Raw genomic sequence first — 20,730 nt, forward strand, 5'->3', positions numbered from 1 at the left:
GGGCCGGCCGTGGCGGGCGATCCCCGCCAGAACGCCACCCGTCACCCCGGCGAAGGCCGGGGCCGTCTCGTTGTCGGGCACCGTGCCCAAAGACGCAGCGGCCCCGGCCTGCGCCGGGGTGACGGCAGTCGCCATCAGAGGAACTTGCCCATCGCCCCCGCGGTATCGACCATGCGGTTCGAGAAGCCCCACTCATTATCGTACCAGCTGACGACGCGGACCAGCTTGCCGTCCATCACCGCCGTCTCGAGGCTGTCGATCGTCGATGAGGCGGGGGTATGCACGATATCGATCGACACCAGCGGCTCGTCCGAGAAGACCAGCACGCCCTTGAGCGGACCGCTTTCCGCAGCTGCCTTCAGAATAGCATTGACCTCCTCCTTGGTTGTCTCGCGCGACGGCATGAAGGTCAGGTCGATCAGGCTGCCGTCCGGAACGGGAACGCGCACCGCCGAGCCGTCCAGCTTGCCCTTGAGCTCGGGCAGCACTTCGCCGACCGCACGCGCGGCACCCGTCGTGGTCGGGATCATCGACATTGCGGCAGCGCGGGCGCGGCGCAGATCGGGGTGGATCTGGTCGAGGATCTTCTGGTCGTTGGTATAGGCGTGGATCGTGGTCATCAGTCCGCGCTCGATCCCGATCGCGTCGTTGAGAACCTTGGCGACGGGCGCGAGACAGTTGGTGGTGCACGACGCGTTCGACACGATCGTGTGGTCGGCGGTCAGCTTGTCATGGTTGACGCCGTACACGACGGTCAGGTCGACGCCCTTGCCGGGTGCCGAAATCAGCACCTTCTTGGCACCCGCGTCGAGATGCTTCTGGCAGCTCTCGCGGTCGGTGAAGAAGCCGGTGCACTCGAGCACGATGTCGATGCCCTGCTCGGCGTGCGGCAGATTGGCGGGGTCACGCTCGGCGGTGACGCGGATGCGCTTGCCGTCAACGACCAGGTCGTTGCCCTCGGCCGAGACGTCGCCCGGATATTTGCCGTGGACCGAGTCGCGGCTGAACAGCCACGCGTTCGACTTGGCATCGGCGAGGTCGTTGATCGTGACGAGTTCGAGCCCGCAGTCGGCGCGTTCGAGAATGGCGCGCGCGACAAGGCGACCGATCCGCCCGAAACCGTTGATCGCTACCTTGACCGTCATCGTGCTGCGCTCCTCAAGCTCATGCTCGGCGCGGCATGGGCCAGCGCCGACTCCTATGGGACGAGCGCGTCTTTGCGGGGCGCAAGCCAGCGCGTCAACCGCCCGGCATGACGCAAAGACGTCACAAATGCGCCTTGTCGCAAGCCAGTCCCATGCTATCTCGCGACGATGGCAGACCCCATCGCCAACCCGGCACCCCCAGCAGTATCGCCTGATCGTCCCCTCCAACCCCCCGCGCCTTCGGCCGCAGGGGCGACGACGCCGGCGGCACCGGACGTGCTCTCGCCCGAAGACGCGCACAAGCGCATGATCGACCGGATCGAGGATGCGCTCACGCGAATCGATGTCGCAACGCGCCGTCGCGCCGACGCCCTGACCACGCTGGAACAGCGCCACGACGTGTTGCGCGACCGGATGACCCAGGCGATCGCGACGCTCGACACGGTCCTCGCCGCCGCCGACGCCGCCGATACGGCCGAGGCTCCGAGCGATGCCGCCGAGCGGGGGGACGCCTGATGGCCGAAGTCACGCTCACGTTCGGCACGCGCCGCCACACCGTCGCTTGCCCCGACGGGCAGGAGGACCATCTGCGCCGTCTCGGCGCGATGCTCGCCGCCAACTATCCGACGGCCGAGAAAGCCTCGGGCGGACTTAGCGGCGAGCGGACGATGCTGTTCGTCGCGCTGATGCTCGCGGACAGCCTCGACGAGGCCAAGCGCCGCCCCGCCGCCGCCCCCGCCGTCTCCCACGACGAGGTGTTGCTCGGGCTCATCGCGGAACAGCTCGAAATGCTCGCCGAGCGCCTTGAGCAATAAGCCGCAAGCGCCTATATCGGACGGCGGCGGGCACTGCCCGGTACGAGCCTTTATTATCCCTGAGGCTATTCTTCATCCAAGGGGGTTGTCCCTGCCCGGGCCCTGGCCCGACGCACATGATCCCCACCTGACGTACCGTGCGTCAGAGGATAACCCGGCACACGGCCACGGCGGTCCCGCCACCCGCTTATTGGAGTTGCGTTTGTTCGCGTCGTGATAGAGGCGCGAGCCACTAAACGCTCGCCGCGACGACGCCCTTGCTGAGTTAGCGCCACATCCCCCCACAGCCGTCATCCTGAACTCGTTTCAGGATCCACCGTGCCGCCATTCCTGCGGCTGGAGAGCGCGCACCATGGTGGCCCCTGAAACACGTTCAGGGTGACGGGGCGCAGAGGAGTGCGCGCGTGGCTATCGACGCCCGCCGCGGCTTCGGCCTATCACCGAGCAGATGACGCCCCCCGCAATCGACAAACCCGCGCTCCGCGCGCGCATCCGCGCCACCCGCGACGCGTTCCACGCCGCCGCCGCCCCCGAACTCACCCCGCCTGCCCCCTTTCTGGCGCTCCTGAAGCCCGGCCTCACCGTCACCGCTTACATCCCCATGGGCAGCGAGGCAGACCCCGCCCCGCTCGCCCGCGCGGCGCTGGCGGCAGGCTGTCGAATCGCGCTCCCGCACGTCACGACGCGCGCCGAGCCGATGCGCTTCCTCGCCTGGGATCCGGTGGACGACCTCCACCCCGGCCCGTTCGGCCTCAGCCAGCCGCACGCCGGCTCCCCGGTCCTGACCCCCGACATCATCCTCACCCCGCTGCTCGCGTTCGATGCGAAGCTCGACCGGCTCGGCCAGGGCGCCGGCTATTACGACCGCGCATTCGACGCTTATCCCGACGCCCGGCGGATCGGGGTTGCCTGGAGCGTGCAACAGGTCGACACCGTCCCGACCGACGCGTGGGACATGCCGCTCCACGCGATCATTACCGAACGTGGATGGATCGCCCGACCGATGGACCGAGCAGAATGACCCCGAGCTGGCGCAAACCCGTGGGCATGCTCGCGATCCTGGCGCTCGTCACGATCTGGTGCGTGCTCGCTGCAAGCCTGTCGGGCGTGGTCGGGAAATGGCACCCGCTCTTGCAGGCGCTCTATTATCTGGTCGCGGGAATCGCGTGGATTTGGGTGCTGCCGCTGCGCAGGATGCTGGCGTGGATGGAAACCGGCCGCTGGGGCTGAACGGGCCTCGGCCCATGGCGCCATTCCCGGTAGGGAATGGCGCGAGTGACGGGGCTCGAACCCGCGACCTCCGGCGTGACAGGCCGGCGCTCTAACCAACTGAGCTACACCCGCGTAGATCGGACCCGACGCGCCCGAGAAACCGGATCATGACATTTCCCGAGCCATTCCGCACCGAAAATCGGGAGAATGGCGCGAGTGACGGGGCTCGAACCCGCGACCTCCGGCGTGACAGGCCGGCGCTCTAACCAACTGAGCTACACCCGCTTGAGAAGCGTGAGGCGCGGCTCCTAAGCGACACCCCCTACCCTGTCAACAACCGTTTCTGCATCCGAAGACGATGCCGTGAAATTTGGCTGGCCGTGCTTCGTCAACGTGCCGTGTTCGAACAGGAAACCGGCGATATCGGGCTTGCCCGCGGCACGCACGACCGTCTGCAGGATGATCAGCAACGGCACCGCGAGCAACGTGCCCGCCGTTCCCCACACCCACGACCAGAAACTGATCGAGACGAGAATGAGGATCGGGTTGATGGTCAGCCGGTGCCCGACGATCAGCGGGGTGATCGCATTCGCCTCGACCAGATGGCAGCCGATCATGATGAAGGCGGGCAGCAGCGCGACCCAGACGTCGTGGAACGTCATCAGCCCGCCCAGCGCGAGCAGCCCCGCCGCCGCGATCGGGCCGAAATAGGGGACGTAGTTGAGCAACGCGACGATCCCGCCCCACATCAGCGGATAGGGCATCCCCATCACGTACAGCACGCCCGCGATCGCCACGCCGAGGGTCAGGTTGATGATCGTGATCGTCCCCAGATAGGCCGACGTGTCGTCGACCACGTTCTGGATCACCCGCGCCGTCGCCATCGCCCCACCGAAGCTCGAGCGGCTGGTGATGGTGCGCTGCCGCAGCCGGGTCCAGCCCGACAGGAAGAAGAACACGACCAGCACGCCGAAGAACACCTGGATGATCACCGACGGGGCCGAGGACGCGGCAAGCTCGAGGATCGAGCTCGGCGGGGCCACGGCGGCGGTCTGCGGGGTCTTGACCGGGCCGGCGGCGGCGAGGTGCTGGACCGTGCGGTTGAGATATTTCTCGAAGCTCGAATACAGGTCGATCAGTGGCGCGATGTTCATCTGGATCCGGTCGATCCGCTCGGGCAGCCGGCGGAAGAATTCGGTCGCCGGCACGATGATCGCGGCCAGCGCGACGTTTGCCGCGACCAAAAACAGCAACACGCACGTCAGCGCCGCGAGCGCAGAGGGCACCCGCCGTCGCTCGAGCCATTCGAGCACCGGCACCAGTGAAATCGCGATCACCAGCGCGGCGGTGGTCGGCAGGAAGAACTCCGCCCCCGCCTTGAGCGCGAACGGTGTCGCCAATGCCAGCCCCACGCCCGCCGTGAGGGTCAGGGCCGCCAGCAGCCGGTCGCGCCGCAGCGCGATCCGCGCCTCGTCCTCCGGCTCGCCGCCCGGAGGGGCCAGCCCGAAGGCACCTGCTGGCCCGAAGGCGCCTGATGGGATATCGTCTCGTTCTGCCATGATCGCGACCCTAGCGTCATTCGCCCGTTCCGCAATCGCGCTGCACGCGCCGGTCCGGACGACCGCATTGCTCTGCGCCGGGGCGCGAGACCGCCGGGCGGCTTTGACCGGCTACGGCCCCTCCTCTACGGGGCGGTGACGACTCGGTGGCCGGTAGCGTTTCGCCGCCGGACCGTTCGCGGTGCCCGTAGAAAAGCAGGAAGTGCGTCATGATCCTCCCGAGCTTGCGGCTGCTGTGTCGTGTCGCACCGATGGCGCTCGGCATTGTCGCGACACCCCTGCTCGCGCAGGCCGGATCCTCCGCGCCCGCCGGATCGACGCCGGTCGCGCCCAAGCCCGCGACGCCCGACGACAGCGCGGCCCCCGAACGTTTTGCCCTGCACGCGCAATTCACCTTCGTCGGGCAGGCGCAGCCCGCCTTTCGTGCCGCCGCCGACGGCTCCAACAGCTTGCGCTCCGGCGGGGACGCGCGCGAAACGACGGATTTTACCGTCTACGCCGGCGCCCGTCCGTGGAAAGGCGCCGAACTGTGGATCAATCCCGAGATCGACCAGGGGTTCGGCCTCGCCAATACGCTCGGCGCGGCCGGCTTCCCGAGCGGCGAGGCCTATAAGGTCGGGAAGCAGGCTCCCTATTTCCGTTTGCAGCGGCTGTTCCTGCGGCAGACGATCGGCCTCGGCGGCGCGTCCGAGCATGTCGCCGCCGATCTCAACCAGCTCGGCGGGGATCGGCGCACCGACCGGCTCGTCCTGACGTTCGGCAAGATCAGCGTCGGCGATGTCTTCGACACCAACAGCTACGCGCACGACCCGCGCGGCGACTTTCTCAACTGGACGGTGATCGAGGCGGGCGCGTTCGATTACGCCGCCGATGCATGGGGCTACACCACGGGCGGCACGGCCGAACTGTATCGCGGGCGGTTCGCGGTTCGCGCCGGGCTGCTCAATCTGTCGACCGTGCCCAACAGCGAAAGGATCGGCACCGGCTTTCGCCAATACGAACTGGTCGGCGAGATCGAGGAACGCCATCAGCTCGGCGGCCAGCCGGGCAAGATCAAACTGACCGCCTTCGCCAATCACGGCCTGACGGCACGGCTCGACGATGCGGTCGCCCTGTCCATGGCGACCGGCCTCCCCGCCGATCCCGCGCTGGTCCGGCGCTTCGCGACGCGCGCCGGGTTGAGCCTCAACCTGGAACAGGCGATAACGCCCATGCTCGGCGTGTTCGCGCGCGCGGGGTTCGCCGATGGCCGCTACGAAGCATTCGAATTCACCGACGTCGATCGCAGTGTCTCGGGCGGCGTTTCGCTGGCCGGGGGACGCTGGGGGCGGGTCAACGACCGTGTCGGCGTGGCGCTGGTCGTCAACGCCGCGTCGCAGGCCCGCCAGCGGTATCTCGCGGCCGGCGGCCTCGGCATTCTGGTCGGCGACGGCGGTCTTGCCCGTTACGGCAGCGAAGACATCGTCGAACTCTATTACGATCTCGCGGTCCGCAAGGCGATCCATCTGAGCGCGGACGTCCAGGCGATCGATCATCCCGCCTACAACCGGGATCGCGGCCCCGTCGCCGTGCTCGGCCTGCGGCTCCATGGACAGATCTGAGGTGCGGCACGGGGGCCCGCGGCGTGCCCTGGCGGATCGGGCGACCATCCTGGCCCGATCCAGCAAATCTACGGGAACCTATTGAACGACGAACGCTTTTTTCAGCACTTTCCCGATGACCGATTTGAAGACCCATGCCCCAGAAAATCGACCGTTCCACGTCCCGAGCAACCCGCTTGCACCGCGAGGCGATGAATTGTGTCACCTTCGCCGTCCGGGAACGCGATACCGAGCATGCAGCCGAGCTGATCGACGAGGCGATCCGGTTGAAGCGCCGTTCCAGTGAACTGGAGGAAGCGATCGCGCCCGACGGCGCCGACCACCGCTGACCGTCACGACGTGGCGTACGCGCCATACCCGATATGGCGCGGCGCGCGCACCATGCCGAATAGTTGCCGCATCGGCCGCAAAACTGCGTCTCAGCGGTGGCATCGGCGCGTCGCACGAGCTATCGGCCGAGTCGGAAATCCCTGACGCGGGGACGTCCAGGCCGAGTTTAGGGAGTTCGTGATGACCGCGCCGTCGATTGCCGTATTGTTGCCATGCTATAACGAAGAAGCTGCGATCGCGCAGACCGTCGCCGGATTTCGCGCCGCGCTGCCGGGTGCGATCATCTATGTCTACGACAACAACAGCAGCGACCGCACGGTCGAGGTTGCCCGCGCCGCCGGAGCCGTCGTCCGTCGCGAGCGGATCCAGGGCAAGGGTGCGGTGGTCCGCCGGATGTTCGCCGACATCGATGCCGACATTTATGTCATGGCGGACGGCGATGCGACCTATGACGCAGCGTCCGCGCCCGCGCTGGTCGCGCGGCTGGTGGACGAACAGCTCGACATGATCGTCGGATCGCGCATCAGCGAGGTGCAGGAATCATATCGCCGTGGGCATCGCTTCGGCAACGCGTTGCTTACTGGCATGCTGGCGAAGCTGTTCGGCCGGTCGTTCACCGATATCCTGTCCGGTTATCGCGTGTTCTCGCGCCGCTTTACCAAGAGCTTCCCGTCCCTGTCCGCCGGGTTCGAGATCGAGACCGAGATCAGCGTCCATGCGCTCGAACTCAAGATGCCGGTGGCCGAGATCGAAACGCCGTATTACGCCCGCCCGGAGGGGTCCACCTCCAAGCTGTCGACGTATCGCGACGGCTGGCGCATCCTCCGCACGATCCTGGCGCTGTACCGGATCGAGCGGCCGGTGTTGTTCTTCGGCGCGATCGGCGCGGTCTTCCTGCTGCTCGCCGCGATCCTCGCGGTGCCCCTGGCGGTCACCTATTTCGAGACCGGGCTGGTCCCGCGCTTCCCGACCTTCATCCTGATCTCGGGCCTGGTGATCCTCGCGGCGCTCAACGGCTTTACCGGGCTGATCCTGGATACGGTCGTGCGGGGCCGCCTCGAAGTACGGCGGCTGGCCTATCTCGCCTATCCGGCACCTGGCGCGCGCGGTTAACCCGCGCGCTGCCGTCCCGGCATCACGGCTGCGACGCAGCGTCGAATGAGTTCGATGCCGAGGAACAGCGTGATGCCGTGGATCAGGTAGTGATACCGCAAGACCGGCTGCACCATCGCATAGGGCAGTGCCGTGACGAGCACGAGCATCGCCGGGTACAGATACCGGCCGCGCCAGAGGACGAGGCTGGCCAGCGCGGCGATGAGGCCCAGCGCCGCCAGCGTCCAGACCAGCGCCAGCTTCACCACGATGGCGCGGTTGAGCCCGCCATAAATGTCCCACTGCCATGCCGGCGGAAAGTAGAACTGCACGACGTGGCGTAGCGACAATGTTGCGAACTGGGCCGGATGGGCCCGGATCCACTGCTTCGCTTCATCGCCGAGACGATCGGCATAGACCCGCTCCCCGCCCATCGCCTGCATTCGGTCGAATGCAGCCTGGCTTTCCTGCGGATGGATTTCCCGCAGCCGATTGCGGAACACGTCGACCTGATTGTCGCCGCTGACCGCAGCGGGGTGGTTTGCGAGGGCGAGTTCGAGCCCCATGTTGCTCCGCAGCGGGATGAATCGTCCGAACGCCTCGTAGTTGCGGACCGTCCAAGGCGTCAGCACGGCCACCAGGATCACGACCGCGCTGACGACGAACGGAAGCCACGCGCGCAGCGGGCATTGGCGGATCAGCCAGATCCCGAGCATGGCGAACCCAGCGACGCCGAGCGCAGGATTGAGGAAGAACAGGATCGATGCAATCGCGCAGGTAATGCCCCAGGTGCGAAGCGTGCGATCCTCCGCGAGCTCGGCGTTCAGGACACGCAGCAGCACCCACGCGCCCAGCAACGCGGCCAGCGCGCCTTCCCAGATCCGGAAACTGGTCGTCTCCAGATCGGGAAAGAGGGGAATGAGGCAGAAGATCGCGAGCGCCGCCAACCGCCAGGGCTTCGGGGTACCGAGCCTTTCGAGGCACAGGAACAGCAGATATCCGGAGCCCAACACCATGCTGATCGACATGGTCGCCAGCAGGAACTCGGCGGTCGGCGAATGGAGCCCGAAGACCCGATAGATATAGCCGGCCACGAACGGCAGGATCGGGGTGAAGTGCGCGGTCAGTCCGCTCCCGCGCGCGAAGACGTCGCCGATCGTCCCGTCCCGCGCGACCGATGCCGCGACGTTCAGCGCCTCGCCCGACGCCCATCGCGCTTCGGGACGCAAAATGAGCCATGCCGCGCGCTCGAGCGCGCCGACAATCAACAGCGCCAGCACGATCACATTGCTGTGAATTTTCCGTAAGCCTGCAAACAAGGACATGATACGCTTCCTGTGCTCTCGCCCGGGAGCCGCGCCGAACACCGCGCGACTTTCAAAATTCCCGCCGGCAGCCGCCGTGGAAATCAAACCCCGTAACCCGTATTCGCTCAGCCGGTTTCCCGAGGATCGCTCAGTCTGGCCCCGACGGTCGTGTGCTTACAAAACGTGTTGCGCCGCAACAATCCGAATAAAGCCGTCGACAGGATTGAACGCAATAGAAAAACGCTGAGAAATCGGCGCTCGGGCCATCGTCAAAAGGGCGCATTCCTTCGCTCGCGGCACACGGGGTCCGCCATCCGCGTACCGCCAGGCTTGCCCGGCCAAGCCCCGCTCACCGCTCCCCGAACAAATCGTTCTGCGCCTTTTCGAGCTCTTCGGCATAGCGGCGCCGCACGTAGGACTCCGACAGGATCCCGACCACGTGCCGATCCGAATCGAGCACCGCGAGTTCGTCCGCGCCGCTCGCGTCGAAGCGCTTCATCACGGTGACGATATCCATATCGACCGCGAGCGCGGCATCCGCATTGATCGCGATAGACCCCACGCCGACGGCTGGATCGAGCCCGTCGGCATAGGCCGCCGGTGTCTGGACGATCCCGGCATAATGGTGCGCGGCATTTACCAAGACGACACGGCTGGCCGACCCGAGCGGAAAACGCTGGCGGAATTCCCCGATGCTGATCTCGCAGTCGGTCGCGCGGGTCTCGCGCCGCATCATCTTGTCGACCGTGAGCGCGCGGATCCAGCCGATGTCGCGCGCGCTCTTGATCGTCTCGCCGCGCAGGTGGAGCCGCCAGGTCGAGAACGAGTAGCCGAACGTCTCGCGTACGATCGTCGACGACACCAGGGCCGCCGCGAGCACCGCGCCGGTCAGCGCGAAATCCTGTGTCGCTTCCAGCACGAGCATCGCCATCGTCATTGGCCCGCCAACCACCGCCACGGCGAGCGCGGCCATGCCCACCATCGCGGCATTGTGCGGATCGACCACCGGATAGCCCGCGATTATCTCCAGGACGCCGGCGAACAGATGCCCGACCAGCGTTCCCAGGAACAACGAGGCGAAAAACAGGCCGCCGCGATAGCCGAACCCGAGCGAGACGATCGACGCCGACGCCTTGGCCAGGAACACCAGCGCGACGAAGCCGAGCGACGCCCCCACCGCAATATCCATGTGGAGCGCGCCATGTCCCGCCGACAGCACTTGCGGCGACCAGAAGGCGATCGGCATCAGCAACGCCCCGCCGAGCATCGGGCGTGCCCAGTCCGGCACCGGGGCCATCCGCGATCCCTGCTCGACCAGTGCGACCAGGCGCATCAACGCGATGCCGAACAGTGCGCAGACCCCGCCAAGCCCGGCGTACAACAGGTAATGGTGCGATTCCGCGGGCAATCCCGAAAGCGAGTCGATGATGTAGGGCTGGGCGCCGAACAGCTGCGACACGAACACCGCCGCAATCGCCGCCGCCGCGATCGGGGCGATCGCCGAGGGGGTGTAGGCGCCGATCACGATCTCGAACGCGTAGAAGGCGCCGGTGAGCGGCGCGCCGAATGCGGCCGCGATCGACGCCCCCGCCCCCGCCCCGACCAGATTGCGCAGGTCGCTGCGCCGCAGTTGCAATGCCGCGCCGGTGACCGATGCGATCACGCCACCCATTTGTGCATAGGCCGCCTCGAGCCCGACCGACGCGCCGAAGCCGTTCGAGATGACGGTCTGTCCCGACACGACGAGGCTGTCCGGCACCGACATGCGTCCGCCGTGCAGCGCGTTCGCCTCGACCGCGTCGACCATCCGCCGTCGCTTGCTGCGCACGCCCCAGGAAAAGATCGACAGCACCGCGCCGCCGACCGGCAGCATCGCCAACGGCGCCCAACCGAGCGACGCGACCGCGCTGAGCCGCTGGCCGCGCGGCAGGGCGAACATCCAGTGCTGCAGGGTCCGCGCCAACGCGCCGAGGACGACCGTACACAAGCCGGACGCTGCGCCGATCACCACGGCGAGCACGATCAGCGCGAACTCGCTCGCGCGGATCTGGCGGCGCAGCCACGCCAGGGGGAAGAACAGACGTCGACGCAAGGACATGCCGCCCGATACTGCGCCGACCGCCGCGCGCCTACCCCTTCCGCAGGGTCAGGCCGCGGCTTCGCACCGATCCGCGAACAGCGCCTTCAGGTCCTTCTTGAGGATCTTGCCATTGGCGTTGCGCGGCAGCGTCTCGGGCACGAAGCGGATCGCCACCGGCGTCTTGAAGATCGCCAGCCGGTCCTTGACCCATTGCTTGAGCTCCGCCTCGGTCGCGGTCTTGCCCGCCGCGAGGTGGACGACCGCGACGGGTTCTTCGCCGAGCGTCCGGTGCGGCACGCCGATCAGCGCGCAATCGGTGACCGCGGGGTGCGCGTAGAGGACGTTCTCGACCTCGGACGAATAGATGTTCTCGCCGCCGCGGATGATCATGTCCTTGGCGCGGTCGACGATATAGACGAACCCCTCCTCGTCCACCCGCGCGAGATCGCCGGTGCGGACCCAGCCGTTCACGAACGTTTCCGCGGTCGCATCGGGCTTGTTCCAATAGCCCTTCACGATCATCGCCCCGCGCGCCCACAATTCGCCGACTTCGCCGATGGGGAGTTCCTGCTCGCCCGCTTCGTCCATGATACGCAGGTCCGCGACCGCGACCGGCGGCCCCGCGCTGGTCGGGCGGTTGAGGTAATCCTCCCCCGCATGGCTGGTGACGGTCGCCATCGTCTCGGTCATTCCCCAGCCGTTGCCGGGCAGCGCTCCGAATTCGGTGTAGATCCGCCGCACCAGCTCGGGCGCGGACGGCGCGCCGCCATAGGCGATCGCCTCGAGCGAAGACAGATCGTAGCGCGCGCGATCGGGATGTTCGAGGATCTGCCACGCGATCGTCGGCACGCCCCCGGTCATGTGGACGCGCTCGGTCTCGATCAGCTCCATCGCGCGGACGGTGTCCCATTTGCGCATGAAGACGAGCGTGTTCCCCGCCGCGATCGACCCCATCATCGTCGCCGAGCAGGCGGTGACGTGGAACAACGGGATCACCATCAGCAGCGTCTTTGGCGTCGGCTCGGGCGGGGTCTCGCCACGCCGCAAGCTCGCGCGCGCGGAGGAATAGGCCGCCGACAGGATGTTGGTCGTCAGGTTTCGATGCGACCCGAGCGCCCCCTTGGGCGCGCCGGTGGTGCCGCTGGTGTAGAAGATCGTTGCGGGATCATCCGGGGCGACTGGCACCTCCGGCCACATTGGCTCGGGAAGCGTGGCGTAATCGTGCGGCGTGCCGATCAGATCCTCCAGCCGCTCGGCATTCCCAGCCAGCGGCGCGGAGGCACGTGCGACGACCGTCGTCTCCACCGCGGGGAACGCCACCCCATGCTCCACCAGCCGCCGATAGCGCTCGTCGTCGACGAACAGCATCCGGCACCCCGAGTCGGTGATGCCATACGCCAGCTCCCCGGCGGTCCACCACGCGTTGAGCGGCACGACGATCGCCCCCACGCTGGCGGCGGCGAAGAAGATCACCGGCCACTCCGGCAGATTGCGCATCGCCAGCCCGATCCGGTCGCCCTTCGCCACCCCGCGCGTGAGCAACGCCTGCGCCAGCGCCGCCACCGCGCGCGCATTGGCATCATAGGTTACGCGCTCGTCCTCATAGACCGTGAACACCCGCGCCCCATGCGCGCGCGACGCCGCGGCGAGCCAGCCGAGCGACGGCGGCGCATGTTTCCACACGCGAGTCGGGACACCCTCGACCTCGACCGTCTCCATCTCGAACTTCGTACCCGCCGCGGTCAGCGCGGCGGTGGCATCGGCGAGCGTCATCCGGGGCCAGGCCGGGTCGAGCGCGACAAGCGGTTGCATATCCAAGACGACTCTCTCCTGACGGCGCGCAGACCCGAAGTTGAAGGTCGGGTTTGCCGCGTGATCCTGTTTCGCACAGGTTAGTGTTGATTTGCGCGCCGCTCAAGGCAATAGGGTGGCAAGCGTTTCGAATGGGGGGTATGGAAGCCGAGATGAAGTTCGCTACGTCCGCCGCCGGTCGATTCGACACACGCCGCCTCGCAGCGGTCGATGCGTTTCTGCAGGAGCGTTACCTCGACACCGGCAGGCTCCCGCACGCGCAGATCCTGATCGCGCAAGGCGGCGAAATCGCGCATTTTTCCTCGCTCGGCCCGGCGCGCGAGGGCGAAGCCGCGCCGATCGATGCGCGCTCGCTGTTCCGGATCGCGAGCATGACCAAGCCGGTCACGTCGGTTGCGTTCATGATGCTGGTCGAGGAAGGCCGCGTCGCGCTCGACACGCCGGTTCATCACGTCCTCCCCGAGTTTAAGGGCGTCGGCGTCTATGCCGGCGGCGGTGGCGGCGTGCCGTTCCAGACCCGGCCGACCGACGAGCCGATGCGGATGATCGACCTGCTCCGCCACACCGCGGGCCTCACCTACGGCTTCCAGAACCGCACCAACGTCGACGCCGCGCACCGCGAACTCCGGCTGGAGAGCTGGCACGGCAACCATGACCTCGACGGCTTCGTCGCCGCGCTCGCCAAGCTGCCGCTCGAATTCTCGCCGGGCGACGCGTGGAACTACTCGGTCGCGACCGACGTGCTCGGCGCGGTCGTGCAGCGCGTTTCGGGGATGCCGCTCGAACAATTCTTCCGCGACCGCATCTTCGCGCCGCTCGGGATGGACGACACTTTCTTCCACGTCCCCGAAGACAAGATCGATCGCCTCACCGACTGCTACACCTTCGTCCCCGGCAAGGGCCGCATTCTTTACGACCGCGGTGCCGCAAGCGCGTGGAGCCGGGCGCCCAAGCTGGTCTCGGGCGGCGGCGGGCTGGTCTCGACCGCGCTCGATTATCATCGCTTCTGCTGCATGCTGCTGGGCGGCGGCGAGCTCGACGGCGAACGCATCCTCGCGCGCAAGACGATCGACCTGATGACGCTCAACCATTTGCCCGGCGGGTCCGACCTGTCGAGAATGTCCAGGTCCCTGTTCAGCGAGGCGGCGAATGCGGGGACGGGGTTCGGGCTCGGCTTCGCGGTCAATATCGACGTTGCGCGCTCGATGATCCCGGGCTCGGTCGGCGAATATTATTGGGGTGGGATGTTCTCCACCGCCTTTTTCATCGATCCGGTCGAACAATTGCACATGGTGTTCATGACGCAGGTGTCGCCGTCCAGCCTCTACCCGATCCGTCGTGAGTTGAAGACGTTGATTTACAGTGCGCTGACCTGACCCCTTCGCTTCCCCGGCGAAGGCCGGGGTCCAGTAGCGCCACCTGAGTTGGCGGGCGCTGCGTCAAATTACAAAAACCTCCGCGACTGGGCCCCGGCCTTCGCCGGGGAAGCAAACAGGAGAAGACGATGACCGGCCCGTTCACCCAGCTCCACGACGACGTCCTCGTCATCATCTCCAACAATTCGCCGGTCGACGCACGCGCATTGACCTGAACCTTTCGCTTCCCCGGCGAAGGCCGGGGCCCAGGAGCGCCACCTGAGTTGGCGGGCGCTCAGCACAGTTACAAAAACCTGCGCGACTGGGCCCCGGCCTTCGCCGGGGAAGCAAACAGGAGAAAACGATGACCGGCCCGATCACCACCCAGCTCCACGACGACGTCCTCGTCATCATCTCCAACAACCCGCCGGTCAACGCGCTCGGCGCTGCCGTCCGCCAGGGCCTCGAAGCCGGGATCAAGGAAGGCCTCGCCAACCCGCAGGTCAAGGCGATGGTGATCCGCTGCGACGGCCGGACCTTCTTCGCGGGCGCGGACATCACCGAGTTCGGCAAACCGATGCAGGAGCCTGGCCTCCCGACGGTGGTCGACATGATCGAAGCATCGGACAAGCCCGTCGTCGCCTCGATCCACGGCACCGCGCTCGGCGGCGGGTGCGAGGTGACGCTTGGCTGCCATTACCGGATAGCCGTCCCCAGCGCGAAGATCGGCACCCCCGAGGTCAAGCTCGGACTGCTCCCCGGCGCGGGCGGAACGCAGCGGCTGCCACGCATCGCTGGCGTCAAGCTCGCGCTCGAACTCACCGCCAAGGGCGACCCGATCCCCGCCAAGCTCGCGCTTTCCGCCGGGCTGATCGACAGACTTGCCAATGAAAACAGTCTCGAAGCCGACGCGATTGCGTTCGCGCGCGAAGTCGCCGATGCCAGGCCCCTGCTCCGCGCGCGCGACAAGGTTGCGCAGGCCGATCCCGAAGCCGTCGCCCAGTTCAGGAAAGACAACGCCAAACGCTTCCGCGGCTTCGAGGCCCCCGCCGCCAACATCGCCTGTGTCGAGAAAGCGACCGACGGATCGAGCTTCGACGAGGGTATCGCGTTCGAGCGGCAGGAATTCATGAAGCTGATGATGGGCGTGCAATCCGCTGCCCAGCGCCACATCTTCTTCGCCGAACGGCAGGCCGCCAAGATCGACGGGATCGACCCGAAGATCCCGCTCCGCGAGATCAAGCGCGTCGGCGTCATCGGCGCGGGCACGATGGGCGGCGGCATCGCGATGAACTTCCTGTCGGCGGGGATCCCGGTGACGATCGTCGAAATGGCGCAGGAAGCGCTCGATCGCGGCGCGGGGACGATCCGCAAGAATTACGAAGCCTCCGCCGCCAAGGGCCGTCTCAAGCCCGAGCAGGTCGAACAGGCGATGGGAGCGCTCAATCCGACGCTCGACTTCGACGCGCTCGCCGACTGCGATCTGATCATCGAGGCGGTCTATGAGAACATGGACGTCAAGAAGGAGATCTTCACCCGGCTCGACGCGATCGCCAAGCCTGGTGCGATCCTCGCGTCGAACACGTCGTATCTCGACATCGACGAGATCGCCTCGGTCACCAAGCGGCCCGGCGACGTCGTCGGGATGCACTTCTTCTCCCCCGCCAACGTGATGAAACTGCTCGAGGTCGTCCGCGGCGCGCAGACCGACGACGATGTGCTCGCAACCGTGATGGCGCTGTCCAAGACGATCAAGAAGGTCGCGGTGGTCGCTGGCGTGTGCGACGGGTTCATCGGCAACCGGATGCTCAAGCCGCGTCAGGTCGAGGCGATGAAGCTGCTGATGGAAGGCGCGACGCCCGAGCAGATCGACAAGGTCCATGTCGCGTTCGGCATGCCGATGGGGCCGTTCCAGATGAGCGACCTCGCCGGCGTCGACATCGGCTGGCACCGCGACCCCAATCGCATCGAGAACATTCGCGACGCCCTCGCCGCCGAGGGCCGCTGGGGGCAGAAGACCGGTAAGGGCTTCTACGATTATGACGAGAAGCGGAACCCGACGCCTTCAGCCCGGGTCGCCGAAATCATCGAGGACTTCCGCTCCAAGTCGAACATGCAGAAGCGCGAGATCAGCGACCAGGAGATCGTCGAGAAGACGCTCTACACAATGGTCAACGAAGGCGCGCTGATCCTCGAGGAGAAGATGGCGCAGCGCGCGAGCGATATCGATGTGGTGTGGATCTACGGCTACGGCTGGCCGGTCTATCATGGCGGGCCGATGTTCTGGGCGGATACCGAGGGGCTGAAGACGATCGTCGCGGGGCTGGAGAAGCACGGGTTCGCGGTGGCGGAGCTGCTGAAGTCGAAAGCCGAGAGCGGTGGCCGGTTCAATGGGTAAGGGTGCGACCGTGGCGCCCGGTCGCATTGTTCCCCCGCGCAGGCGGGGGCCCAGGATTACGCGCGCAGCGTTTGATACCCTGGGCTCCCGCCTGCGCGGGAGAACAGTAAGTGAAGCAGCTTCTTCTCCCTCTCCCCGCTTGCGGGGAGAGGGCAAGCGAGGCGCAGCCGAAGCGCGGGAGAGGGGCAGTACAGAGAGGTCGCTCTGCTGTACTGCCCCTCTCCCCGGCCCTCTCCCCGCAAGCGGGGAGAGGGAGAAGTGAAAACCGCCCTGCAAACCGCCGCCGCGATCCGCGCGGGTGAAACCACCGCGCTCGCGGAATGCGAAGCCGCGATCGCCCGCATTGAATCCGGCGACACCGCAATCAACGCCGTCGTCGTCCGAGACTTCGACCGCGCCCGCGAAGCCGCGCGCGCGATCGACGCCAGCCCCAAGGACGATGCCCGCCCCCTCCTCGGCGTCCCCATGACGGTCAAGGAAAGCTTCGACGTAGCCGGCCTCGTCACCTGCTGGGGCTTCCCCGAACACGCAGACTTCACGGCAAGCGAAGACGCAGTCCAGGTCACCCGCCTCAAAAACGCTGGCGCGGTCATCCTCGGCAAAACCAACGTCCCCGTCGCGCTAGCCGACCTCCAGACCAACAACCCCGTCTACGGCCGCACCCGCAACCCGCTCGACCTCACCCGCGTCCCCGGCGGCTCCTCCGGCGGTGCTGCAGCTGCCCTCGCAGCAGGCTTCGTCCCCATCGAGATCGGCTCCGACATCGGCGGATCGATCCGCCTCCCCGCCGCTTTCTGCGACGTGTGGGGTCACAAGCCAACCTACAACGCGCTGTCATCCTTCGGCCATAACTTCCCGAGAACACACAGTTGTGGCGTAGCTCTCAACGTCGTCGGCCCGCTCGCCCGCGACCCCGACGATCTGGAAGCCCTGTTCGGCGTGATGGGCGGCGACGCGCTCGCCAGACCAGCCCCGCGCGGCCCCGGCGACTGGCGGATCCTGCTGCTCCCGGAACACCCGCTCGCCAAATCGCAAGCCACGATCCAGACCGCTATCGCCGCGGTGGGCGAAGCCTTCCGGGCGGCGGGCGCGCAGGTCGACGACGCCAGCACGCTCCTGCCCGATCTTGTCGCGCAACACGGCGCCTATATCCACATGCTCGTCGTCGCGATGGCGCGCGGCGCGCCGATGGAAGGCGGTCAGCCGCTCGTGCTTCCCGACTGGTTCACGCTGATCGACGCGCAGGCCAAGTCCCGCCGCAACTGGGCGCGCCTGTTCACGCACTATGACGCGGTGATCGCACCGATCTGGGGCACCACCGCTTACGCCCACGACGACACCCCGCTGATGACTCGCATCGCGACGATCGACGGGCAGGACACACCGGCGGGGGTCCAGATGGCCTATCCCGGTCTCGCCACGTTCCCGATGCTTCCCGCGACCAGCGTACGGGTCGGGACCGATCCCGACGGCCTGCCGATCGGGGTGCAGGTGATCGCCGATTACAACCGGGATTACACCGCGATCGCGATCGCCCGCGCCGCGCATGAATTGATGAGGAGTTGATCCGATGACCCAAGACCTCGAAACCTTCCGCACCGAAACGCGCGCGTGGCTGGAAGCGAACTGCCCGCCCGAAATGCGCCAACCCGTCCGCTCGGAGAAGGATGCCTGCTGGGGCGGTCGCAATCCGGATTTCCAGCCCGGCCAGAAGGAATGGATGGACGCGATGGCCTCGCGCGGCTGGACCGTGCCCGACTGGCCCGCGGCCTATGGCGGTGGTGGCCTGTCGCCCGCCGAGACGAAGGTGCTGCGCGAAGAGATGGCCGCAATCAAGGCACGCAACCCGCTCAATTCTTTCGGTATTTCCATGCTCGGGCCAGCACTGCTCAAATACGGCACCGAGGAGCAGAAGCGCGACTATCTCCCCAAGATCGCCCGCGGCGAAATCCGCTGGTGCCAGGGGTATAGCGAGCCGAATGCGGGCTCCGACCTCGCCTCGCTCGCCACCTCGGCGGAGGATGCGGGCGACCATTATGTGATCAACGGACAGAAGGTCTGGACCTCCTACGCCGACAAGGCCGACTGGATCTTCTGCCTGGTCCGCACCTCCAAGGAGTCGAAGCAGGGCGGGATCAGCTTCGTGCTGTTCGACATGGCGAGCGAAGGCGTCTCGACCAAGCCGATCCTGCTGATCTCGGGCTATTCGCCGTTCTGCGAGACCTTCTTCGACAATGTGAAGGTGCCGAAGTCGCAGCGCATCCATGAAGAGAACAAGGGCTGGGACGTCGCCAAATATCTGCTCGGCCACGAACGCGAGATGATCTCCGGCATGGGTCTGGCAAGTTCTGGCGGCAACCCTCTGATAGAAGGCGCTATTGCGACCGTCGGCCTCGACCATGAAGGCCGCCTCGCGGACCCTCTGCTACGTGCAACGATCGCGATGTTCGAAGTCCGCGCTAAGGCGTTCGGGGCAATGTCCGAACGCTTCATCGACGAGCTCAAGGCAGGCCGCGCCCATCCCGCGCAGCCCTCGATGATGAAATATTACGGTACCGAGCTCAACAAGAGCCGCCACGAACTCCAGATGGCAGCCGGCGGCTCCGACGCGCTCGAATGGGAGAGCGAAGCCTCGGGCGGCGGCCGCGAGGCGCGCGCGTGGCTGCGCACCAAGGCGAACTCGATCGAGGGCGGGACGAGCGAGGTCCAGCTCAACATCATCGCCAAGCGCATCCTGGAATTGCCGGCGTAACTTCTCCCTCTCCCGCTTTGCGGGAGAGGGTGGCCAAGCGAAGCGAAGGTCGGGAGAGGGCACTAACGCGGACGGTATCGTCCGGAACAGCCCCTCTCCCCGACCCTTTCCCCTCCGGGGAGAGGGAGAAGAAGGAAGAACAATGCCGCTCTATCTCAATGACGACCAAACCACCCTCCAGGACACGATCCGCGATTTCGTCGCGGAGCAGGCCCCCGTCAGCCACATGCGCGGTTTGCGCGACGCAAATGACGCGACCGGCTTCAGCCGCGATCTCTGGCGCAGCTTCGCCGAAATGGGCTTCACGGGCATCCTGATCGACGAGGCGGATGGCGGCCTTGGCCTCGGCCATGTCGAGGCGGGCGTCGTGCTCGAGGAGATCGGCCGCAACCTGTCACCCTCGCCCTTCCTCACGACCGCAGTCGCCGCAGTCGAAGCGCTCAAAGGCAGCGCGCACGCCGCGCGCTGGTTCCCCGGCATCCTCAGCGGCGAAACCGTCGCCGCGCTCGCGATCGACGAAGGAGCGAAGCATCGCGACACCGTCACGCTGACCGCCGAGCGATCCGGCAACGGCTTCAAGCTGTCGGGCAAGAAGCAGTTCGTCACGCACGGCCACGTCGCCGACCTGCTGATCGTCTCCGCACGCACCGCCGGCAGTGCTGCCGATGCGGAAGGCGTAACGCTGTTCGCGATCCCGAAGGACGCGGCGAACCTGACCGCCACCCCCGAACGCCTTACGGATGCCAGCATCGCGGCGCGGCTCGAGTTCGACGGCGTGGAAGTCGATGCCGACGCGGTGATCGGCGACGTCGACGGCGGGCGCACCCCGCTCGACCGCCTGCTCCGCGCAGGCCGGACGGGCGCGTCGGCCGAGCTGCTCGGCGTCGGCGGTGGCGCGATGGACATGACCGTCGGCTACCTCAAGGAGCGCAAGCAGTTCGGCACGCTGATCGGCAGCTTCCAGGCGCTCCAGCACCGCGCCGCGCATCTCTATTCGGAAATGGAAGTCGCGCGGGCGGCGGTGCTCAAGGCGCAGCAACTGCTTGATGCCGGCAGCGTCCACGCCGACGAAGCGGTGTCGGTCGCCAAGGCAATGACCGCGCTCGCCACCACGCTGTCGGTGCAGGAGGGTGTCCAGATGCACGGCGGGATCGGGATGACCGACGAATATGACATCGGCTTCTACATGAAGCGCGCGCGCGTGCTGGCCGAGATGTTCGGCGACGCCAACTTCCACGCGGACCGGCTCGCGCGCGCGGCGGGATACTGAGC

17 protein-coding genes and 2 tRNA genes are annotated in these 20,730 nt (G+C 66.8%); 12 read left to right on the forward strand and 7 right to left on the reverse strand.

Annotated elements, in window-relative coordinates:
* Window positions 1-134: 134 nt before the first annotated feature.
* Window positions 135-1,145, reverse strand: coding sequence for a type I glyceraldehyde-3-phosphate dehydrogenase (gene gap, locus L8K25_RS12110; RefSeq protein ID WP_242139184.1), 1,011 nt, complete (start codon window positions 1,143-1,145; stop codon window positions 135-137).
* Between the two features lie 168 nt (window positions 1,146-1,313).
* On the opposite strand from gap, the gene L8K25_RS12115 reads away from it, so the two are divergent.
* From L8K25_RS12115 to L8K25_RS12130, 4 genes are all read left to right on the forward strand, one after another.
* Window positions 1,314-1,661 carry a hypothetical protein gene (locus L8K25_RS12115; protein WP_242139186.1) on the forward strand — a complete coding sequence of 116 codons (348 nt, stop codon included), beginning with the start codon at window positions 1,314-1,316 and terminating at the stop codon, window positions 1,659-1,661.
* Entirely contained in the window at window positions 1,661-1,960 is a 300-nt protein-coding gene (locus tag L8K25_RS12120; protein ID WP_242139191.1) for a cell division protein ZapA, read from the forward strand. Before L8K25_RS12115 ends, L8K25_RS12120 begins: the two co-directional genes overlap by 1 nt.
* Before the next feature lie 448 nt (window positions 1,961-2,408).
* Window positions 2,409-2,981, forward strand: a complete 573-nt coding sequence (locus L8K25_RS12125; RefSeq protein ID WP_242139209.1) for a 5-formyltetrahydrofolate cyclo-ligase — start codon at window positions 2,409-2,411, stop codon at window positions 2,979-2,981.
* Entirely contained in the window at window positions 2,978-3,190 is a 213-nt protein-coding gene (locus L8K25_RS12130; RefSeq protein WP_242139211.1) for a DUF2842 domain-containing protein, read from the forward strand. The genes L8K25_RS12125 and L8K25_RS12130 overlap by 4 nt, the downstream gene beginning before the upstream one ends.
* A 37-nt stretch (window positions 3,191-3,227) precedes the next feature.
* Here L8K25_RS12130 and L8K25_RS12135 read toward each other — a convergent pair.
* The 3 genes from L8K25_RS12135 to L8K25_RS12145 all read right to left on the reverse strand — a co-directional run bounded on the left by L8K25_RS12135 (window position 3,228) and on the right by L8K25_RS12145 (window position 4,731).
* Window positions 3,228-3,304: transfer RNA gene (locus L8K25_RS12135), tRNA-Asp, on the reverse strand.
* Between the two features lie 76 nt (window positions 3,305-3,380).
* Window positions 3,381-3,457, reverse strand: a tRNA-Asp gene (locus L8K25_RS12140).
* 23 nt (window positions 3,458-3,480) lie between these two features.
* Window positions 3,481-4,731 carry an AI-2E family transporter gene (locus L8K25_RS12145; RefSeq protein WP_242139216.1) on the reverse strand — a complete coding sequence of 417 codons (1,251 nt, stop codon included), beginning with the start codon at window positions 4,729-4,731 and terminating at the stop codon, window positions 3,481-3,483.
* A gap of 209 nt (window positions 4,732-4,940) precedes the next feature.
* Between L8K25_RS12145 and L8K25_RS12150 the strand changes: the two genes are divergently transcribed.
* The 3 genes from L8K25_RS12150 (at window position 4,941) to L8K25_RS12160 (ending at window position 7,775) form a co-directional block, all read left to right on the forward strand.
* The gene (locus tag L8K25_RS12150; RefSeq protein ID WP_242139218.1) at window positions 4,941-6,332 is read left to right on the forward strand and encodes a carbohydrate porin; all 1,392 of its coding nucleotides are present in this window, start codon (window positions 4,941-4,943) and stop codon (window positions 6,330-6,332) included.
* A gap of 134 nt (window positions 6,333-6,466) precedes the next feature.
* Window positions 6,467-6,661 carry a hypothetical protein gene (locus L8K25_RS12155; RefSeq protein WP_242139219.1) on the forward strand — a complete coding sequence of 65 codons (195 nt, stop codon included), beginning with the start codon at window positions 6,467-6,469 and terminating at the stop codon, window positions 6,659-6,661.
* Between the two features lie 181 nt (window positions 6,662-6,842).
* Window positions 6,843-7,775, forward strand: coding sequence for a glycosyltransferase family 2 protein (locus L8K25_RS12160; protein WP_242139221.1), 933 nt, complete (start codon window positions 6,843-6,845; stop codon window positions 7,773-7,775).
* On the opposite strand, the gene L8K25_RS12165 is transcribed toward L8K25_RS12160, so the two are convergent.
* The 3 genes from L8K25_RS12165 to L8K25_RS12175 all read right to left on the reverse strand — a co-directional run bounded on the left by L8K25_RS12165 (window position 7,772) and on the right by L8K25_RS12175 (window position 12,953).
* Window positions 7,772-9,079: a DUF2079 domain-containing protein gene (locus tag L8K25_RS12165; protein ID WP_242139223.1), complete on the reverse strand. Its 1,308-nt coding sequence runs from the start codon at window positions 9,077-9,079 to the stop codon at window positions 7,772-7,774. The two genes, L8K25_RS12160 and L8K25_RS12165, sit on opposite strands and share 4 nt — an antisense overlap.
* 331 nt (window positions 9,080-9,410) lie before the next feature.
* Entirely contained in the window at window positions 9,411-11,159 is a 1,749-nt protein-coding gene (locus L8K25_RS12170; protein ID WP_242139225.1) for a chloride channel protein, read from the reverse strand.
* Between the two features lie 48 nt (window positions 11,160-11,207).
* Window positions 11,208-12,953 carry a class I adenylate-forming enzyme family protein gene (locus tag L8K25_RS12175; RefSeq protein WP_242139283.1) on the reverse strand — a complete coding sequence of 582 codons (1,746 nt, stop codon included), beginning with the start codon at window positions 12,951-12,953 and terminating at the stop codon, window positions 11,208-11,210.
* Between the two features lie 140 nt (window positions 12,954-13,093).
* Here L8K25_RS12175 and L8K25_RS12180 point away from each other — a divergent pair, with 140 nt between their 5' ends.
* From L8K25_RS12180 to L8K25_RS12200, 5 genes are all read left to right on the forward strand, one after another.
* Window positions 13,094-14,329 (forward strand): serine hydrolase domain-containing protein, encoded by a 1,236-nt coding sequence (locus tag L8K25_RS12180; protein WP_242139232.1) that lies wholly within the window; start codon window positions 13,094-13,096, stop codon window positions 14,327-14,329.
* A gap of 343 nt (window positions 14,330-14,672) precedes the next feature.
* Window positions 14,673-16,706: a 3-hydroxyacyl-CoA dehydrogenase NAD-binding domain-containing protein gene (locus L8K25_RS12185; RefSeq protein WP_242139236.1), complete on the forward strand. Its 2,034-nt coding sequence runs from the start codon at window positions 14,673-14,675 to the stop codon at window positions 16,704-16,706.
* A gap of 258 nt (window positions 16,707-16,964) precedes the next feature.
* Window positions 16,965-18,272, forward strand: coding sequence for an amidase family protein (locus tag L8K25_RS12190; RefSeq protein ID WP_242139237.1), 1,308 nt, complete (start codon window positions 16,965-16,967; stop codon window positions 18,270-18,272).
* 4 nt (window positions 18,273-18,276) lie between these two features.
* On the forward strand, window positions 18,277-19,458 hold the full coding sequence (locus L8K25_RS12195) for an acyl-CoA dehydrogenase family protein (RefSeq protein ID WP_242139238.1): 1,182 nt from the start codon (window positions 18,277-18,279) through the stop codon (window positions 19,456-19,458).
* 142 nt (window positions 19,459-19,600) lie between these two features.
* Complete coding sequence (locus L8K25_RS12200; RefSeq protein WP_242139239.1) at window positions 19,601-20,728, forward strand: acyl-CoA dehydrogenase family protein; 1,128 nt, start codon at window positions 19,601-19,603, stop codon at window positions 20,726-20,728.
* Window positions 20,729-20,730 lie beyond the last annotated feature (2 nt).

The sequence above is a fragment of the Sphingomonas sp. TREG-RG-20F-R18-01 genome (assembly GCF_022662475.1).
Taxonomy (GTDB): Bacteria; Pseudomonadota; Alphaproteobacteria; order Sphingomonadales; family Sphingomonadaceae; genus Sphingomonas.

Coding starts and splice junctions, on each gene's coding strand:
- L8K25_RS12120 (WP_242139191.1), top strand. CDS start 1,661: ATGGCCGAAGTCACGCTCACGTTCGGCACGCGCCGCCACACCGTCGCT.
- L8K25_RS12160 (WP_242139221.1), top strand. CDS start 6,843: ATGACCGCGCCGTCGATTGCCGTATTGTTGCCATGCTATAACGAAGAA.
- L8K25_RS12180 (WP_242139232.1), top strand. CDS start 13,094: ATGGAAGCCGAGATGAAGTTCGCTACGTCCGCCGCCGGTCGATTCGAC.
- L8K25_RS12185 (WP_242139236.1), top strand. CDS start 14,673: ATGACCGGCCCGATCACCACCCAGCTCCACGACGACGTCCTCGTCATC.
- L8K25_RS12125 (WP_242139209.1), top strand. CDS start 2,409: ATGACGCCCCCCGCAATCGACAAACCCGCGCTCCGCGCGCGCATCCGC.
- L8K25_RS12175 (WP_242139283.1), bottom strand. CDS start 12,953: ATGCAACCGCTTGTCGCGCTCGACCCGGCCTGGCCCCGGATGACGCTC.
- L8K25_RS12115 (WP_242139186.1), top strand. CDS start 1,314: ATGGCAGACCCCATCGCCAACCCGGCACCCCCAGCAGTATCGCCTGAT.
- L8K25_RS12130 (WP_242139211.1), top strand. CDS start 2,978: ATGACCCCGAGCTGGCGCAAACCCGTGGGCATGCTCGCGATCCTGGCG.
- L8K25_RS12165 (WP_242139223.1), bottom strand. CDS start 9,079: ATGTCCTTGTTTGCAGGCTTACGGAAAATTCACAGCAATGTGATCGTG.
- L8K25_RS12195 (WP_242139238.1), top strand. CDS start 18,277: ATGACCCAAGACCTCGAAACCTTCCGCACCGAAACGCGCGCGTGGCTG.
- L8K25_RS12155 (WP_242139219.1), top strand. CDS start 6,467: ATGCCCCAGAAAATCGACCGTTCCACGTCCCGAGCAACCCGCTTGCAC.
- L8K25_RS12200 (WP_242139239.1), top strand. CDS start 19,601: ATGCCGCTCTATCTCAATGACGACCAAACCACCCTCCAGGACACGATC.
- L8K25_RS12145 (WP_242139216.1), bottom strand. CDS start 4,731: ATGGCAGAACGAGACGATATCCCATCAGGCGCCTTCGGGCCAGCAGGT.
- L8K25_RS12170 (WP_242139225.1), bottom strand. CDS start 11,159: ATGTCCTTGCGTCGACGTCTGTTCTTCCCCCTGGCGTGGCTGCGCCGC.
- L8K25_RS12150 (WP_242139218.1), top strand. CDS start 4,941: ATGATCCTCCCGAGCTTGCGGCTGCTGTGTCGTGTCGCACCGATGGCG.
- gap (WP_242139184.1), bottom strand. CDS start 1,145: ATGACGGTCAAGGTAGCGATCAACGGTTTCGGGCGGATCGGTCGCCTT.